Annotated in this window: 16 protein-coding genes; 4 read left to right on the top strand and 12 right to left on the bottom strand. The window is 51.4% G+C overall.

Annotated features, from left to right (window positions below; all coding sequences use genetic code 11):
- A partial coding sequence (locus AC1DWB_RS12195) for a transglycosylase domain-containing protein (RefSeq protein WP_477541332.1) occupies positions 1-3,058 on the top strand: 3,058 nt, incomplete at its 5' end.
- Between the two features lie 134 nt (positions 3,059-3,192).
- On the opposite strand, the gene acsA is transcribed toward AC1DWB_RS12195, so the two are convergent.
- Complete coding sequence (gene acsA / locus AC1DWB_RS12190) at positions 3,193-4,917, bottom strand: acetate--CoA ligase (protein WP_477541331.1); 1,725 nt, start codon at positions 4,915-4,917, stop codon at positions 3,193-3,195.
- A 255-nt stretch (positions 4,918-5,172) separates the two neighbouring features.
- On the opposite strand from acsA, the gene AC1DWB_RS12185 reads away from it, so the two are divergent.
- Entirely contained in the window at positions 5,173-5,805 is a 633-nt protein-coding gene (locus AC1DWB_RS12185) for a GNAT family N-acetyltransferase (RefSeq protein WP_477541330.1), read from the top strand.
- 39 nt (positions 5,806-5,844) lie between these two features.
- Positions 5,845-7,032 (top strand): acetoin utilization protein AcuC, encoded by a 1,188-nt coding sequence (locus AC1DWB_RS12180; protein ID WP_477541329.1) that lies wholly within the window; start codon positions 5,845-5,847, stop codon positions 7,030-7,032.
- Between the two features lie 101 nt (positions 7,033-7,133).
- On the opposite strand, the gene AC1DWB_RS12175 is transcribed toward AC1DWB_RS12180, so the two are convergent.
- The 5 genes from AC1DWB_RS12175 to AC1DWB_RS12155 form a co-directional block, all read right to left on the bottom strand.
- Positions 7,134-7,835, bottom strand: a complete 702-nt coding sequence (locus tag AC1DWB_RS12175; RefSeq protein WP_477541328.1) for a 5'-methylthioadenosine/adenosylhomocysteine nucleosidase — start codon at positions 7,833-7,835, stop codon at positions 7,134-7,136.
- Between the two features lie 37 nt (positions 7,836-7,872).
- Entirely contained in the window at positions 7,873-8,877 is a 1,005-nt protein-coding gene (gene ccpA, locus AC1DWB_RS12170) for a catabolite control protein A (protein ID WP_477541327.1), read from the bottom strand.
- Positions 8,878-9,031: 154 nt separating this feature from the next.
- A complete protein-coding gene (gene ytxJ / locus AC1DWB_RS12165; protein ID WP_477541326.1) occupies positions 9,032-9,373 on the bottom strand; it encodes a bacillithiol system redox-active protein YtxJ in 342 nt (113 codons plus the stop codon).
- A 126-nt stretch (positions 9,374-9,499) separates the two neighbouring features.
- Positions 9,500-9,919, bottom strand: a complete 420-nt coding sequence (locus AC1DWB_RS12160) for a hypothetical protein (protein WP_477541325.1) — start codon at positions 9,917-9,919, stop codon at positions 9,500-9,502.
- Positions 9,920-10,032: 113 nt separating this feature from the next.
- Entirely contained in the window at positions 10,033-10,437 is a 405-nt protein-coding gene (locus AC1DWB_RS12155; RefSeq protein WP_477541324.1) for a VanZ family protein, read from the bottom strand.
- 145 nt (positions 10,438-10,582) lie between these two features.
- On the opposite strand from AC1DWB_RS12155, the gene AC1DWB_RS12150 reads away from it, so the two are divergent.
- Entirely contained in the window at positions 10,583-11,107 is a 525-nt protein-coding gene (locus AC1DWB_RS12150; RefSeq protein ID WP_477541323.1) for a type 1 glutamine amidotransferase domain-containing protein, read from the top strand.
- Positions 11,108-11,179: 72 nt separating this feature from the next.
- On the opposite strand, the gene AC1DWB_RS12145 is transcribed toward AC1DWB_RS12150, so the two are convergent.
- The 6 genes from AC1DWB_RS12145 to AC1DWB_RS12120 are packed head-to-tail and all read right to left on the bottom strand — an operon-like array spanning position 11,180 to position 16,863.
- On the bottom strand, positions 11,180-11,974 hold the full coding sequence (locus tag AC1DWB_RS12145) for a DeoR/GlpR family DNA-binding transcription regulator (protein ID WP_477541322.1): 795 nt from the start codon (positions 11,972-11,974) through the stop codon (positions 11,180-11,182).
- A complete protein-coding gene (locus AC1DWB_RS12140; RefSeq protein WP_477541321.1) occupies positions 11,971-13,020 on the bottom strand; it encodes an aldose 1-epimerase family protein in 1,050 nt (349 codons plus the stop codon). The genes AC1DWB_RS12145 and AC1DWB_RS12140 overlap by 4 nt, the downstream gene beginning before the upstream one ends.
- A 40-nt stretch (positions 13,021-13,060) precedes the next feature.
- Complete coding sequence (locus tag AC1DWB_RS12135; RefSeq protein WP_477541320.1) at positions 13,061-13,606, bottom strand: D-lyxose/D-mannose family sugar isomerase; 546 nt, start codon at positions 13,604-13,606, stop codon at positions 13,061-13,063.
- A gap of 7 nt (positions 13,607-13,613) precedes the next feature.
- Positions 13,614-14,840 (bottom strand): carbohydrate kinase family protein, encoded by a 1,227-nt coding sequence (locus tag AC1DWB_RS12130; RefSeq protein WP_477541319.1) that lies wholly within the window; start codon positions 14,838-14,840, stop codon positions 13,614-13,616.
- Entirely contained in the window at positions 14,837-16,021 is a 1,185-nt protein-coding gene (locus AC1DWB_RS12125; protein WP_477541318.1) for a Gfo/Idh/MocA family protein, read from the bottom strand. Before AC1DWB_RS12125 ends, AC1DWB_RS12130 begins: the two co-directional genes overlap by 4 nt.
- Positions 16,018-16,863 carry a class I fructose-bisphosphate aldolase gene (locus tag AC1DWB_RS12120; RefSeq protein ID WP_477541317.1) on the bottom strand — a complete coding sequence of 282 codons (846 nt, stop codon included), beginning with the start codon at positions 16,861-16,863 and terminating at the stop codon, positions 16,018-16,020. Before AC1DWB_RS12120 ends, AC1DWB_RS12125 begins: the two co-directional genes overlap by 4 nt.
- Between the last annotated feature and the right edge of the window lie 26 nt (positions 16,864-16,889).

The raw sequence follows: 16,889 nt of genomic DNA, 5'->3' as shown, positions 1-16,889 counted from the left end.
GGTCAAGGACGACCCGGTACGCAGCGGGGATTACATACTTGAGAAGATAAGCGAGAACGACCTTACCGGGTTCGTTTATTTCAATGACGGATCACCGGTCGGCCAGCTTCGCTCAGATGAAGATCGTCGAATAATCGGCACCGATGAGCTTCCGGAAACGGTTCGCAACGCGGTAGTAGCTATTGAGGACTATCGATTCTTTGAGCACTCTGGCATAGATTTCAAGGGTACCCTTCGTGCCGTTTCGCAGAAGTTGACCAAAGCCGATGTTCAGACTGGCGGAAGCACCATCACCCAACAGCTGGCCCGTCGGGTGTTCTTGAACCTCGACCGCAGCGATAACCGCAAAGCCAAAGAAATTTTCTTGTCACTTCGGCTTGAACGACTCATGTCGAAGGAACAAATATTACTCGCTTACCTGAATAAAATTCCATTCGGTAACGGCTCCAACGGTACGAATTTGTCTGGAATTAAGGCTGCTGCCAAAGGGATATTTAACGTAGACGATCTCAACCAGCTGCATGTGGCCCAAGCCGCTTACTTGGCCGGATTGCCGCAACAGCCAAGCTCTTATTCCGCTTTTACAAGCAAGGGCAAGTTCGACAAGGTCGGATTTGATAAAGCGAACAATCGCAAAGAACTCGTATTGAAGCGGATGTTCGAGACGGGCAAGCTGACCCAGAGCCAGTATGAGGAAGCGCTCAAATTCGACGTTCAGCCCACACTCGCCCCTCCTGCGGAGAAAGCGTACGATACATACCCGTATCTAATGTTGGAGTCCGAGCGGAAGGCATCGGAAATACTGCTCAACTTGAACAGTCCGAACTTGAAAACCGGTACGAAGAAAGAACAGGAGCAATACGCCGAAGCACTTAAGGAATCCCGTGAACAGCTTCTTCGCAACGGGTACCGGATTTACACGACGATTGACAAAGTGATTTATGAACAGATGCACCTGATCTCGGATAATCCGAAAAACTTCACGGCTGACGATAAAGTAAAGGGTGTCGAGCAAGTCGCCGGTATGATGATTGATAACAAAACTGGTGCGATTCTTGGAATGATTGAAGGCCGTAACTTTTTCATCGAACAGTTGAACTTGGCTACCCAGATGAAGCGACAGCCCGGATCGACCATGAAGCCAATAGCAGCCTACGTTCCAGCTATCGAGAAGGGTGTTATCCAGCCAGCTACCGTTATCGACGACGTGCCTCTGATATTGAAGGATTGGGTGAAGAAATTCCATTTGCCTGAGAACTGGGATAATGATTTCCATGGTTTGGTTACCGCACGTACCGCCTTGAATATGTCCTATAACATACCGGCGATCAAGCTGTTCTTGAACGAAGTTGGCATCGATACAGCATGGGATTACGCCAAGAAGATGGGAATCACCTCCATCACCAAGGACGATTACAATGCACAGACCGGCGTTATCGGAGGCTTATCGGATGGTGTGTCCGTCGAAGAAATGACAAATGCATACACGACCATCGCGAACAAAGGAATATTTAACGATGCGTTCATGATTAGCAAGATTACGGATGCCGAAGGAAAAGTGGTGTATGAGCACAAGCTGAAACCATCCACCGTGTTTTCTGAGGAAACCGCCTTCCTGATGACTGATATGATGCGAACCGTCATCACATCTGGTACGGCGACCACTGTTATGAGGGACTACAAGCATTTCAAGACCGATCCCGTTGTCGGCAAGACCGGCTCTACCCAGAATGATGGGGATGCATGGTTCGTCGGCTATACGCCGGATATTACGTTCGGAGTGTGGGCCGGCTATGACACGCAGAAAAACTCGCTGTCAAAAACAGGCTGCAGCACCAGCGAACCCGGATGTGGGACGCAACGAGCGATGAAAATATTTTCCAAGGTGATGACCGCCACTATCGAGAACAAACCTGAACTATTCGTTACCAAACAATTTGCACGACCTGCCAACATCGTGGATATGACGGTTTCCGGATATTCTGGGAAGCTGCCGAGTGAGGAAACGATTAGAGCAGGCAAACTGAATAAAGATATATTCAACAAAAGGTTTATTCCAACCGAAGAAGACAATGTGCTAGTGCACCAGAAATTCGTAGCGTTTGACGGCAATGTTTACTTACCGAAGCCGGAGACACCTAGCGATCTGGTACAAGAACAGCTTGTGGTCCGTCGCCAGAAGCCAATCGCGCAGATTATCAAAGAAATCGAAGACGTTCTAGTTCAACTGCCTGCGGACAATCGGCAAAATATCGTTCATTACTACCCGCAGGATTACCAGAATGATGCCGCTTCGATAGAAGATCCGCGTGCTGATGACGGGCAGAAGCCAACTGCTCCTGCTGGTGTCACCCTGCAACGGGCTGCAGACGGTGGGTATGATATTGCATTCCAACCAGTAKGTAACCCTGATATAGCTGGATATCGCTTGTATCGGTCCAGTGATGCTAATGGGTTCCAACGATTGAACGGGAAAGTCGCGTTGATTGGGCAAGATGCGAAGATAAGCGATAAACCCGCTACACAGGGGTTGGTCGGCTACTATGTGACCGCTGTCGATATCGTGGGTAAAGAATCGTCGCCAAGCCGGGTTGTGTACTCCGATGGCCATTCCGGCGATATTGCACAGATTGACAATCTGGGAATCCCGGGCGGAGCTGGAACCAGTAGCGGGACGGGAACTGGTAGCACAGGGACTAGCGGAACGGGACCTGGAACTTCTCCAGGAACGGGAACGGGAACAGGAGCTGGCAGCACGCCTTCTCCAGCTCCATCAGGAGGCAATAAGGCTGTTCCTGTCGCTCCCCGCAGCCTAACGCTCAAGCCAACGAGCGGCGGACTGGAGATCAGCTGGGCGGCTAGTGCCGCCAGTGAAGAAGTGAAACGATATGACATTTATTATAGTGATAAAGAGAATGGAACCTTCTCGAAGCTTCAATCGTCCAGTACGAATAAAGTGAACTACTACGCCATCCTGTACGACGGCTGGTATCGTGTAACAGCTACGAACAGCAAAGGCGAATCAGCCCCTTCGAAGTCGGTGCAATACAAGAAGTAATGCACAAGGATAAACGCCTAACGGCGTCCTTTGACGCCGTGTTTTATCGTGACGATGAACAAACAGCGAAGTTTTACTTTCTGAATCGTTGAAAGAGGCCTGTCTGGTGTGTATACCAGACAGGCCTCTTCTACTTAATCTTCGATTGTGGACAGGTCGCCTGTCGGCAATCCGAGCTCCCACGCCTTCAGCACGCGGCGCATAATCTTGCCGCTGCGCGTCTTCGGCAGCTTATCCTTGAACTCGATCTCACGCGGCGCAGCATGCGCGGACAGCCCTTCCTTGACGAACTTGGCGATGTCCGCCTTCAGTTCGTCGGACGGTGTGAAGCCTTCGCGGAGCGAGATGAACGCTTTGATTACTTCGCCTCGCAGCGGGTCAGGCTTGCCGATGACGCCGGCTTCGGCTACGGCTGGATGCTCGACAAGCTTACTCTCGACTTCAAACGGTCCGACGCGCTCGCCAGCCGTGTTGATTACATCGTCGACGCGACCCTGGAACCAGAAGTAGCCATCTTCGTCCATGTAAGCGGAGTCGCCGGACACGTACCAGCCTTCGAGACGGAAGTACTCCGCATACTTCGAAGGATTGTTCCAGATCTTGCGCATCATTGACGGCCATGGCGTCTTGATCGCCAGATTGCCCATCCGATACGGCGGCAGTACGTTGCCTTCGTCGTCGACGATCGCAGCATCCACGCCCGGAATCGGACGGCCCATCGAGCCTGGCTTGATCGCCATCGCTGGATAGTTGCAGATCAGTTGACCTCCGGTTTCCGTCATCCACCATGTATCATGAATACGTTTGTTGTATACTTTCATACCCCAACGTACGACTTCCGGGTTAAGCGGCTCGCCTACGCTCAGCACGTGACGTACCTTGGACAAATCATATTGCTTCACGACATCGTCGCCTGCGCCCATCAGCATGCGGAACGCAGTCGGTGCACTGTACCAGACGGTTACGCCGTAGCGTTGCAAGGTGTTGTACCAGTCTTGCGGGCTGAAGCGGCCACCACGAACGACATTCGTCGCACCATTCAGCCATGGAGCGAATATCCCGTATGACGTTCCCGTAACCCAACCTGGGTCGGCGGTACACCAGTACACATCGTCTTCCTGCAGATCAAGTACGATACGACCTGTGTAGTAATGCTGGATCATCGCATTCTGCGCATGGAACACGCCCTTAGGCTTACCTGTGGAACCAGATGTATAGTGCAGAATAAGGCCATCTTCGCGGTCCAGCCACTCGATGTTGAGCGAATCGGACGCGGCAGCCATCTCTTGTTGATAGTTGACTTGGCCTGGTGCGGAAGCATCCACATCATTCCCGACCAGAATAACATGCTTCAGGTTCGGCAACTCACTGACAGGAACACGTGGCAATTGCGATGGCGTCGTGATGATGGCAACGGCTTCACTATCTTCGAGACGATCGCGAACGGCTGTCTCCATGAACGCTTCGAATAGCGGCCCAACAATAGCCCCGACCTTGAGCGAGCCGAGCAGCGCGAAGTATAGCTCCGGCGTACGTGGCATGAAGATGAAGATTCGGTCACCCTTGCCGATTCCGAGCTTGCGCAGCACGTCCCCGAACTTATCGGAATTCGCTTTCATTTCGGCAAACGTATATTTCTCATCGCGGGTAGCATCGCTGTAGTACAAGGCAACTTTATCGCGGCGGTTGGATTCAGCGTGACGGTCAATGGCCTCGTAAGCCATATTCACCTTGCCGGTTGTGTACCAGCTGAACTGCTTCTCGATGTCTTCCCACTTAAACGTGTCGCGTGCGTCCTCATAATTAGTTAGATTGGAATTTGTTGCTGTAGCTTCGATCAATTCGGTTTCCCCTTGCATCCCACATTCTCCTCCTCTTTCTTGTACATCGTGCGATTTCTCTACTATTTCAAGCGCTTACAATGAGGCTAGCCTAGCTCCGTTAGGTATATGAGCAAGTGCTGCTTAATAAATTTGGACATTTTGTGGCATGTCTATTATAACATAATCACTTATATTCGACTATTTCCTTTTCATTCTCCCTTAAGTTTGTTATAAGTAGCTTAATGGATGTTGTTTGGAACGGATCTATGCGCCCGAAAGGAGATGATCGCCATGGAACACATCAAAATTTATCATGCCGAACAATTCGCTCATGGAGAATCTACCATTGTTGTGGAAGGTCCTGTTTCGAGCGAACATCTTCGCACGCTGCAGATGCACCCAGATCTGGACGCGTTTCGTCGCCCGAAGGAACAGCACGCGGCCTTAGTAGAAATTGCTGAGTTGGTAGAAGGCAGAATCGTGCTAGCCCGTCACGACAATGTTATTGTAGGTTACGTCACCTTCCATTATCCCGATGACATGGAACGGTGGTCAGAAGGCAATATGGAGGATCTTGTCGAGCTTGGAGCCATTGAAGTAGCAGACGCGTATCGCTGTCTTGGAATTGGCAAGAAATTGATTCAACTTGCCTTTCTCGAAGATCAGCTGGAACATATGATTGTATTCACGACGGAGTACTACTGGCACTGGGATTTGAAGGGCTCACTATCCAACGTATGGGATTATCGTAGAATGATGGAACAATTAATGAAGTCCGTGGACATGATCTGGTTCGCGACCGATGACCCGGAAATATGCTCCCATCCTGCTAATTGCTTAATGGTCCGCATCGGTAAGCATGTCCCGCTCGCTTCTGTCGAACGATTCGATACGATTCGGTTTCATCAGCGCTTTATGTACTAAGTGGAATGCAACCCATAACGAAAGGAACCGGGAGTTGTCATGAGCAAAGATGCGGTTTTTGTGTATCATGATCAAGCACTGCAATACCGCTTTAACGACATGCATCCGTTTAATCAAAAACGGATCGTCCTAACTATGGACTTGCTTCGTAAAGAGAACGCCTTGACAGACGCCCAGCTGATCCAACACGAGACGGCGAGCGAGCAGGATATTCATCTCGCACACGCTGCTGCCTATGTAGACGTTGTAAAAGCACTCAGCCTGCCCCACCCGTCGCCAGAAACGGTTAAATCCGCTGAGCGATACGGCTTGGACACCGAAGACACGCCTTTCTTCGAGAATATGCACGAGGCGACAAGCCTGATAGTCGGTGGATCGATTGCAGCAGCAGATGCAGTCATGACTGGAGCGGCGCCACATGCGCTTCACTTGGGTGGCGGACTGCACCATGCCATGCATAGCAAGGGATCAGGATTTTGTGTGTACAATGACGCTTCTGTCGCGATCGCCCACATTCGACGCCAGTATGGCGCCAGAGTGCTGTATCTGGATACAGACGTCCATCATGGTGACGGGGTACAGTGGTCCTTTTACTCCGACCCGGAAGTGTGCACGTTCTCTATCCACCAGACGGGCAAATATTTGTTCCCAGGTACTGGGGCGGTGAATGAGCGCGGGACTGATGATGGGTTCGGTTATTCGTTCAACGTCCCGCTAGAGCCTTATACAGAGGATGACTCCTGGTTGGAGTGCTTCCACGAAGTACTCGACGGCGTCGTCCGCTTCTTCAAGCCCGACATCATCGTGAGCCAGCATGGCTGCGACGCACATGCGTTCGACCCGCTGGCGCATACCCACTGCAGCATGCGCATCTACCGCGAGATGCCGCTGTATATTCATCGGTTGGCGCATGAACACTGCGGCGGCCGATGGGTTGCCCTTGGCGGCGGCGGATACGACATCTGGCGCGTCGTACCGCGAGCCTGGAGCCTGCTCTGGCTAGCGATGACCGATCACCCTCTCATCGCCCAGTTGGAGCGCGAGCCGCTGCTTCCGCTGCCGGAGGCTTGGCTGCAAGCCTGGACACCTGAGAGCCCGGTTCCACTGCCGCATACGTGGCTAGATGCGGTTCAGGACTGGGAACCGATGCCGCGACGCAGCAAGATCGAGGAGAAGAACCGCCAGACGAAGGAAATTGCGATGCTTTATTTGCCGCGAGACAAATGAACAAAGTCACAAACCAATCAACACAACAAAGGAGCTACCCGACGGTCTTTAGCCCGCCGAAGTAGCTCCTTATTCATATCCACAAGACAAATATGATTCCGTTACACCCGCTTCATCATCTCTTCCACGATGCTGCTGGAGTGTCGCGCCGCGAGCTGGGTGAACTCCGCGAAGTTCACATGTGCCGACCCGTCGGCCTTATCTGACATCGAACGGATGACCACGAATGGAATACTGTTCATGGTGCATACTTGTGCGACTGCGGCCCCTTCCATCTCGGTACAAGCGCCCTGCAGCTCCTCATGCAGTAACTTCACCGTATCACGGCTCGCGATGAACTGATCGCCCGACAGCACGCGGCCTTTCACGGCGCGTCCTTCGAAACCGATCCCACTCGCCACCATTGCAATGTCGACCAGCTTCGAATCCGCCGGGAACACCGAATGTTCAGCGAACGGAATCGTCCCGCGCGGGAAGCCCAGCGGAGATGCGTCCACATCGTGCTGCTGGCAGTCTGTGGAGATGACGATGTCGCCGATGTTCAGTGCAGGGTCGAGCGCTCCGGCAACACCCGTGAACACAATCGCATCCACACCGAAACGGTCGATCAGCACTTGTGTGCATACAGCTGCGTTCACCTTGCCCACTCCAGACTTGCAGAGCACGACTTGCTTGCCATGAATGCTGCCTTCCATGAAGCGAATCCCGGCCTTCTCTGTGACTTGCAAGTTCTCAAGCTTCGCTTCAATCAATTCGATTTCTTCCAGCATGGCCCCGATCAAGCCAATTTTGCTCCAACCCATATGCACAATTCTCCTTTTACCCAAGAAAAGAGGCTCATTATAAATGAGCCACCGATTTCCGTTTGATGATTTCATGAGGAAGTGTCACACGCGACATTTCCACCGACTCTTTGTTCATAAGCTTAGTCAAGAGCCTCATAGAGACCGCGCCGATATCATACATCGGCTGAGCAACGGTCGTCAGCTGCGGCCTTACCATGGAAGCCATCCGAGCATTGTCCACACTGATAACCGAAATATCAGACGGCACGTTCAAGCCATTGTCTTGTATAGCGTGTATCGCGCCGATCGCCATCTCATCCGTTGCGGCGAATATTGCTGTGGGCTTGTCCGGTAATTCAAGGAAGTACTTCATCACTTCTACGCCAGATTCATAGCGGTAATTCCCAATCCGGACCAACTCGTCCTGAACCGAGATACCAGCCTCCTCCAACGCCTTCTTATAGCCCTGATAACGAGCGAAGCCATTGGCAGGATCCTGCAACGTACCGCTGATCATGCCAATGCGACGATGACCATCGTTAAGCAATAGCTTCACCGCATCGTAAGCTGCGGATTCATGATCAATGTCGACCGAAGGAATGGTTGTATTCTCCGCAGTCGTTCCGCAGAGGACGATCGGTACAGAAGACGTCTTGAAGGCTTGAAGATGCTCTTCCGTTACCGTCCCACCCATGAACAGGAGACCATCCACTTGCTTCTCCAGTAGCGTGTTGATTACGCGAATTTCCTTGTCCTTCTTCTTATCGGCATTACACAAAATAATATTGTAGTGGTACATGTTGGCGATATCTTCTATCCCCCGCGCCACTTCGGAAAATATCGAGTTCGATATATCCGGAATTACGACGCCAACTGTGGTCGTCTTCTTGCTGGCCAATCCTCTGGCCACAGCATTAGGGCGATATCCGAGTCGCTCGATCGCTTCGAACACTTTCTTACGCGTCTGAGGTTTGACATTCGGGTTGTTGTTCACAACACGAGATACGGTTGCCATGGAAACGCCGGCTTCTCTTGCAACATCATAAATGGTAACGGTCACGTTCATCTACTCCAATATTTAAAGGTTGAAATCATCGTGTAAGTGTACAGGTTTCATATAGATGATACGACAAATGGGAATGTAAAGCAATGAAAACCAATACATTTTCAATTCATTTCCATTTTTCCAGACCAATATCGATCGGCTACAGTCCCTATTTCAACAATTCGTTCAGCTTGTCCTCGGTAATATGCCAATGTGAAGTATGCGCTACAGCTTTCCCTTGCTTAACCAGGATTAACTGTGGAGATTCATGCTTCACATCTAGCGATTCGGCAATTAGGTTGGACACTGGCCTGTCCTCTACAACGAGTACGAGTGCATATTCCACTTCTTCGTTCGGAGCCTTGGCTATGTACGTATTCCATTGCTCATAGGCTGCCGAACTAATCGGACAACGGGTGCTGTGCTTCAACACACAAACCGGCTGCTCCTTGCTCGTCTGCAACAACTGCAACCACTGTTTCTCGGATTCTAACTGGGTAACTTCCACCATTAAGATAACCACCTCTCCAACATTCCTGAATGCTCGCAAAATCTATTACTTCGATACTAACAAAAAAACAAAAAAAAAGCTAACAGGCGTCGTCGGCACGTCAGCTTTATTCGACAAAAAAAGTAGTTAGGAGAAATCGTAAGCAGTCGTCACATGACTAGTGATCTGTGATAGCCGGTGGCGTACATCCTCCATCCACTCGCGATCTTCCAGCGATTGGGCAAGGATCAGCAAGTCAAGAAGTTCGTTGATCCGTTCTTCGATGATGGATTCCACAGCGCTATGTATATTTTCCTTATTCGTCACTTCATGCATGAGATGTGCCAGCTCGGAGATCTCGTTGAAATACACTTGCTTCTTCTCCGGCTCATGTCCCAGCGTCTTGATAAATCCGGTCAATTCCGGCTTCACAGGTGGGAACACTTCTGTTCGTTGACATGCCTCGCACGAATAAATCGGCACATTCTCGATCTCGACCTTGTTTTGAAAAATAACGGTGCGCAAACGAACGACCATCGTTTCCCCGCACTTGCAGTGCTTCTGCACTATCGCCCACTCCTTCTCAGCAGTAAAAAAACACCGTAATGTATCCGCCTTTTGAAGTAATATATTCTACTTCAACTTCCCATTCTCCTTCCGCGCGCGGATAGTATTTTTTGCTATGAGAGGAACCGTTTTCTAATCTGACGATCGATCGCCGGAATGATCAGCACTAGCATCGCTATCGTTGCTCCGATCCCGTCATTGCGCAGATCTTTCACGTCAGGGGAACGGTCGGCTACAAACGATTGGTGGTACTCGTCGGATACTCCGTAGAGCAGGCACAGCACAATGACGAGCACTTTGCCCCAAGGATGGATCGAGCGTGGAAAGAGCGCCAAGTAATACGTCAAGGCGAGAATGAAGTAGGCAACGAAATGGCCCGCGTCAAAGCTCTTCAAGGCTGGAAATAGTTTTTGAAAATAAGGGAGCAACGAACCCAGATCGTCCCCGGTCTGATTCGACAAATAATAAATAACAGCCATACATACGATAGCCGGCAACATTCGCATCGCCCGGTTCATGCCTACCATCTCCCACTCTATCAAGAAATAATCATCTATCATTATGACCAATGTCTCGATAAAAATCTATCCATTTGAATTATGGTACAATAGGGGATGATGTTTAGAAATATGGAATGAAGCATAATTAAGGAGGAATTCATCCGTGCGATTAGCTGGGAAGAAAGTCATATGCCTCGTTGACGAAGAGTTTGAGGATTTGGAGTTGTGGTACCCGATCTATCGGGCTCGCGAGGAAGGGGCGGTCGTTCATCTCGTCGGTCATGAGAAGGGCAAAACGTACGTGGGGAAATACGGAGTACCTGCTGTCGCGGAACTATCCTTCGATGAAGTAGATAGCGCGGATTACGATGGCATACTCGTTCCTGGTGGATGGGCGCCGGACAAGCTGAGAAGGTATGGCAAAGTGCTGCAATTGATTCAAGAGATGGATGCGGCCAGTAAACCGATCGGTCAAATCTGCCATGCAGGTTGGGTGCTGATCTCGGCCAAAATATTGCAAGGGCGCAAGGTAACTTCAACGCCAGGCATTCGCGATGATATGGAGAACGCTGGAGCCACTTGGTACGACGAAGCCGTTGTTGTCGATGGGAATATCGTATCGGCTCGTCGCCCGCCCGATCTGCCGCCCTATGCTAAATCCTTCTGTGACGCATTAGCAGGCCAATAACGCAGCCATGTTGATATAGACTCTCCTCGCCTGCTGTGCAGCGCCGAAGGGAGTCTTATTCGTATTCGTCCCCTAATTGAGGTCCCGCTCAGCTAAGAAACTATCGACTTCTGCCACCATCACTTTCACTCCGGCTTCCAGGCAAGCTTCGTTAATAGCTTCAGACGGCTCCGCATCTGTAATGATCCGGCTTACTTGATTCAGCCTGGCGAACGAGGCTAATGACTGATGGCCGAATTTCGTATGGTCCATAACCATAATAACTTCGGCTGCCTTCGTCAGAACGATGCGCTTCAGCTCCGCTTCGAACACATTGGAGTTGCTGAAGCCATGCTCGAGCGTAAAGCCGGATGCTCCTAGGAAAACTCGATCAAACGCCATCTTCTGAATGATTTCTTCCGCGAACGGACCCACGAGCGATGAAGTAGCATCCCTTACAATGCCGCCCACAACGATAGTCTGAATATGCTTGCCATTCAGCTCCGCAGCCACATTAAGCGCATTCGTCACGACCGTAATATCGCTGCCTTTGGCGATACGCCTGGCGACATGCAGTGTTGTAGTACCCGCATCGAGGAACACAGCTTCTCCTGGCTGGATCAGTTGTGCTGCCATTCGACCGATAGCTGATTTCTCTTCGGTCAACACATGGGACCTCTCTCCGAGAGGCAAGTCTACCGCTGTCGACGATATGGCACCGCCAAGCGTTCGATATAACAGCGTCAGCTGCTCGAGCTTCTCCAGATCGCGACGTATGGTCATTTCCGTCACTTGAAACTGCTTGCTAAGCGCCGTAATCTTGATCTCGCCTGTTTCATTCAGAAGCGCCAGGATAAGTTCCTGCCGTTCGTTTAATTTGGGCTTCATGATATGCGCTCCCCTACCGGTCCGATTTCCAATTGCAGCTCATATGTAACCGAGTTGCCAGGTTCCAGCATGAACAAGGTCTCCCTGGCTCTTTCATCGGCCCGACCGCCGACATGACAGTTGGCAGGTTCAATGCCGAGAACGTAAGAACCTGCGCCTGGCATGTACCATTGAACGAGACGAGGGAGATTCTCGGTCGACCAGGACAAGTCTACTGTAATTCCTTGCTCCGTTGCAGGGAAGTCCGGACTCTCGATCTTGGCATGCGCCCAGCCTTGCGAATCGGATGTCACTTGATGATAGTATACCCGCTCAGCATAAGAGGGATCAGGTGCCTGCCAACGGTCATAGCCGTCAATCGGCATCGTCGCATCTTTGGCCGTAATGGCTGTTGAAGGCATCGTGATTCTGGTACTCTCCTGCATAAGCGGGAAGCCGAAGTTGAAATGGTACAGCATCATATGCGGACAAGTCTGGAACCCGAGGTTCTCAACGGTGTCACGGATCATAATCCGATTCTCGCCAAGCCTGCTGCGAATCTCACGGATCAGACGCAAATGCTCGCCGAAGATGAACGTTTCTTCTACGATTCCGGTCACTTTCATCTCATACTCGTCACCGATCCATTGTCCCGAGACAGAGACATGACGAGCTGGAGTGTGATGGGCGCGTCCATGCAGCCCTAACGCCTTGCCCTCGTCCGTGTTGGGCGAACCCGCCTGGGTTAGCCCACATGTCATCAACAGCCCGCCTGCGGCGGTGCGAAGCCATTCCACTCCGCCCGCCTCGTAATAGGCTGGATGCGTATCTCCGTTCGCTGATTGCCAGCTAAGCGGGGCGCCGCGGAATTCTGCAAGCGAAATATCCAGCCCATGTGAAGCGCTGACATAATAGGACAAACCTGCGCCCGCACGTATTTGTATGTGCTCGGAGCCTGCTTCCACTCCTTCCATCCATTGCAACCTGCGAATGCCGCCGATCTGCTCCAGCCGGCCTACACGCGCTTCCAGTTCCCGTCTAGTCCACTCTTTACCGTTCCAATGCACGTGTCGACACTCCTATCTACAGCAATTTACCTGATCTTCTTCAATTGGCTTCTGTCTCAGGTATTCGTCGTATCCGCGGATCTGTGAAGATATCGAATTCGTCTCGACTCGTGCTCGAGAACTCCGATATTACAGCACCCTCGCTACCAGCCTGAAACCAATGCAGCGTCCCAGGAGCAATCGTGTACTGTTCGCCAGGATTCAGCTCGATCTCATGAAACACCGTATAATAAGCTTCGCTCCCAGACGGTACAATTCCTTTCGGATGAGCAGCAGGTTTTCCTTCCACATAGAGCAGAACCCGTCCAGACCGACAGCGGAACGTCTCCATCTTCCCAGGATCATGTCCAACGGGCGGATGCTTGTGTTCGGGACACGTTTGCCCAGAGAACAAGACGAGATCCTTAGCGCAATAACGGTCCGTATTGATGTAAGTTATAATTTCCAGACCCTGGTTGTCAAGGTCGTTCAACCCAAAGTCCGCCACTTCAATGGCGTTCTGTTCCGCTTCCGTTAGTATGATACCTGCGGTTCGAATCCTATCAGCAGCTCGGACTTGCGCTTGCTTCATTTGACTGCGATTCATCGTCCCTTCACCCTCTCGCATTCGGTCTATCATTCCTAAAGTACAATCCAGTTGAAGCGTCCTTCTGCCAATCCTGTTCAGATAGGTTAATCGCTATCCCACGTTGAGCCCATCCTGCTGCCATCCGATCGGTAACGGCCTCCCACGAAGAAACACCGCTTGTCGCATCCGCCTGCTCTACGTTGCATGCGCCGACGGCAACCGCACCAAGTGCCACGCGTTCCATCGGCAACCCTTGCAGCAGCCCAGCGATAAATCCGGCAATCGTGCAATCACCAGCGCCGGTCGTACCCACGACCTCTACCGCATAACAAGGGGCTATCAGCTCTATACCGGTCCAGGACGGACCTGAATGGTCTTGCCAGCAAGCACCGATTGTTCTCATGCGAGATGGATCGGAAGTCGTCTTCACGTACAAGCCATGCTCCCCGAGCTTGATCCCAACGATCGCAGCCCCCATCTCGAGCAACTGGTCAGCGATAGCGGAGAGCATCTCCCCAGTGGCATACTTAAGCACCTGACCAGGGCCATGCTCGTCTGCCAGATTGTCATAGGTGTTGCGATCCAGCATGAACAGCAATTCTTCGAAACTTGGCAAAAAAACGTCCACATGCGACAGCACTCGCTTCATCATGATCACCCAGTCTATCCGTCCAGCTGGTGAATCCGGGTCTGGCTTTGCCATATCTAGCGAAGTAGTTAGCCCGAGCCCCTTCACGGTACGGAACATCTCAGCCAGTTGTTCCCCTCCATCGATATACATCTTCTTCATCAATGGCGGGTAGCCGAAGTGAAACAAACGGGCTTGTTGAAGCTGTTCATACGGCACGTCCGCAGCGGCAAACGTATCGTTCGCCCCGGAACAATGCATGAAGACGCGGTCCACACCAGGAGGACTTATCACAATGGTGTAAGAGGTCATCTCTCCTGTTGAGACGATCAAACTCGAGGCCATGCCCGGTGCGTGACGATTCAGTGAGTCTGCAACCGCCCGGCCAAACAAGTCGTCGCCGATCTTACCCATTAACTGGACCGGCACACCGAGACGGTGCAGAGCCAGGCCTGTATTCGGCACCGCACCTCCTGTGGCGGTTACAGCAGCACCGATATTGACCAGCTTGCCCGGAATGAACAACTGCTCCAAACCTGTATTCCCGGCTAGTCGCTCCATCTTAGGTATAACATCGAGGCATATGACGCCTGCCACTACGACCTCAGCTGGTCCCGGCTTCAATTCGTATCCCCCCATGAAAGTGGTATCGTATCTCCGCAACGCTGCGACTCCAGAGCAGCCGAGAATAACTTGTGGCTGTCGGCAGCTTCTTCTGGTGTGGCACAATGGAAAGATTGTTGCATCTGATCGCGATGAACGACCTCGTCGCAAAATGCCGCCCACATCTGTAAAATCGAATCGGAAAACCCGAATTCGAATATACCACCTGTAATGGTAGAATAGGCCGACCTATAATTGACGTCAACCACATGCCAAGCTTGCTCTCCCCCTGGCTCGTATGGAAGCGATGCGACCTGCTTCGGATTTTTGGTCGAGAATTCGGCCGAGAAGTCCGTTCCAGTAATACGGATGAACCAAGTATTCGCGTGTCCCGGGGCAATCCGTTTCATGGAGAGCATCATTGGAAACTGTTGCTCCTCCGTCTTTACTTCACAAGCAAGTATCGCATTGTCCCATGTCTCGCAAGGAGCCATCCCCCCCTTACCATCCGGGCGCTCCGTCATTACTTTGGACAGCAGTGAACGGACTGAGCTTGGTTTCCAACCGAAGCGCATGGGCAAATGAACAACATGCATGCCCAAATCCCCCATGCAGCCGTACTCCCCATTCGTGGCAATCCGCCGCTTCCAGTTAATCGGTTTCGTCGGGTCCAGATCGCTGCTATGCCAAAATCCGGCTTCCACTTCAATAATACGTCCGAATCGCTTCTCCTCTACCCACTTCACAATCTGCATAGCCCCAGGGAAGAATGGAAATTCCGATGAGCATCGTACAAGTACATCGGGGTTATTCCGAATCGCTTGTAGAATCCGATCGTTCGCATGTGCATCGATACCGAACGGCTTCTCAGCCAGCAGATGCTTGCCGGAGGCGATAATGTCTGTGTATAATTCTGCATGCAGGTTGTGGGGAACCGCACAATAGACGGCATCCACATCAGGAGAAGCGAGCAATTCCTTGTAGTCGGCTGTCGTCAGTTGCACAGTTGGTACATGATCGGCGAACCACTGGGCAGCAGTTGGATTGGCATCGCACACCGCAACGATGACAGGTTGGAAATCGATATGCTGCAAATGGCACCAGCGAGCGGCCGCACTTGCAAATTCCTTGCCCATCAATCCGCAACCGATAACACCGAACCGGACGATCTTCTTACCGTTCGTATTCACGGTCATGTTCATGATTCACATCCTCCGTTCAAAATGTTCAAAGCATCTTGCACAGAAGCACCATTATGAACAATAGCCATGAATGCTTCGGTCATCTTCTTCGGGTTCGAATGCTGCACCACGTTGCGGCCATATACGATTCCAGATGCGCCCATTTGGATCAAGGCATGGGTTCGTGCTAAAATCACATCATCAGGTGCTCGGCCTCCTCCACGGGGAAGAACAGGAATGCCGCCAGCTGCTTGGATTACTTGAACGTACTCTTCGATGGGATCGCATGGATCCGACTTAATGATGTCCGCACCCAATTCAACAGCTTGACGAACAAGAGGGACAATCTTGCGAATGTCTCCGTCTACCATGTAGGCGCCGCCTTTCTCATTCGGCAGCATGACAAGCGGCTCCACCATTAGAGGCATGCCGTACTTCTCGCAATCCGGCTTCAGCTTGCATACATTCTCGATGCATTGGTGGTACAACTCCGGCTGATTCGGAATAAGGAATACGTTAACGACGATACAAGCGGCATCGAGCTGCACGGCCTGTTCAACTGGATTGTGAATCAATTGGCTGAATACATGCCTCGGCAGTGTCGGACCGTATACGTTAGCTACATCGGAGCGCAGCACAAGCGATGGCTTCTGCTTGCCGGGGATACTCTGAAGTAACCGCGCTTGACCGGCGCTTAACTGTATGGCATCAGGGTTAGCCTCGACGATTGTAGCTATAGCTTGCTGCATATTCTCAATACCAGATAAGAAAGAGTATTCATTAAAAAATCCGTGATCAATCGCAACATCGAAACATTTGCCGTCGGCTGCAAACAACCGGTTCATTCTTGAAGTAACAGACATGATTCAAAACTCCCTTTCAATTTGTT

It is taken from the genome of Paenibacillus sp. P4_E11 (assembly GCF_056401635.1).
Note: the sequence above shows the minus strand (reverse complement) of the source record. Positions and strands in the feature narration are given on the sequence as shown.

Coding starts and splice junctions, on each gene's coding strand:
- AC1DWB_RS12125 (WP_477541318.1), bottom strand. CDS start 16,021: ATGAACATGACCGTGAATACGAACGGTAAGAAGATCGTCCGGTTCGGT.
- AC1DWB_RS12180 (WP_477541329.1), top strand. CDS start 5,845: ATGAGCAAAGATGCGGTTTTTGTGTATCATGATCAAGCACTGCAATAC.
- AC1DWB_RS12120 (WP_477541317.1), bottom strand. CDS start 16,863: ATGTCTGTTACTTCAAGAATGAACCGGTTGTTTGCAGCCGACGGCAAA.
- acsA (WP_477541331.1), bottom strand. CDS start 4,917: ATGCAAGGGGAAACCGAATTGATCGAAGCTACAGCAACAAATTCCAAT.
- AC1DWB_RS12135 (WP_477541320.1), bottom strand. CDS start 13,606: ATGAATCGCAGTCAAATGAAGCAAGCGCAAGTCCGAGCTGCTGATAGG.
- AC1DWB_RS12185 (WP_477541330.1), top strand. CDS start 5,173: ATGGAACACATCAAAATTTATCATGCCGAACAATTCGCTCATGGAGAA.
- AC1DWB_RS12145 (WP_477541322.1), bottom strand. CDS start 11,974: ATGAAGCCCAAATTAAACGAACGGCAGGAACTTATCCTGGCGCTTCTG.
- AC1DWB_RS12155 (WP_477541324.1), bottom strand. CDS start 10,437: ATGAACCGGGCGATGCGAATGTTGCCGGCTATCGTATGTATGGCTGTT.
- AC1DWB_RS12175 (WP_477541328.1), bottom strand. CDS start 7,835: ATGGGTTGGAGCAAAATTGGCTTGATCGGGGCCATGCTGGAAGAAATC.
- ytxJ (WP_477541326.1), bottom strand. CDS start 9,373: ATGGTGGAAGTTACCCAGTTAGAATCCGAGAAACAGTGGTTGCAGTTG.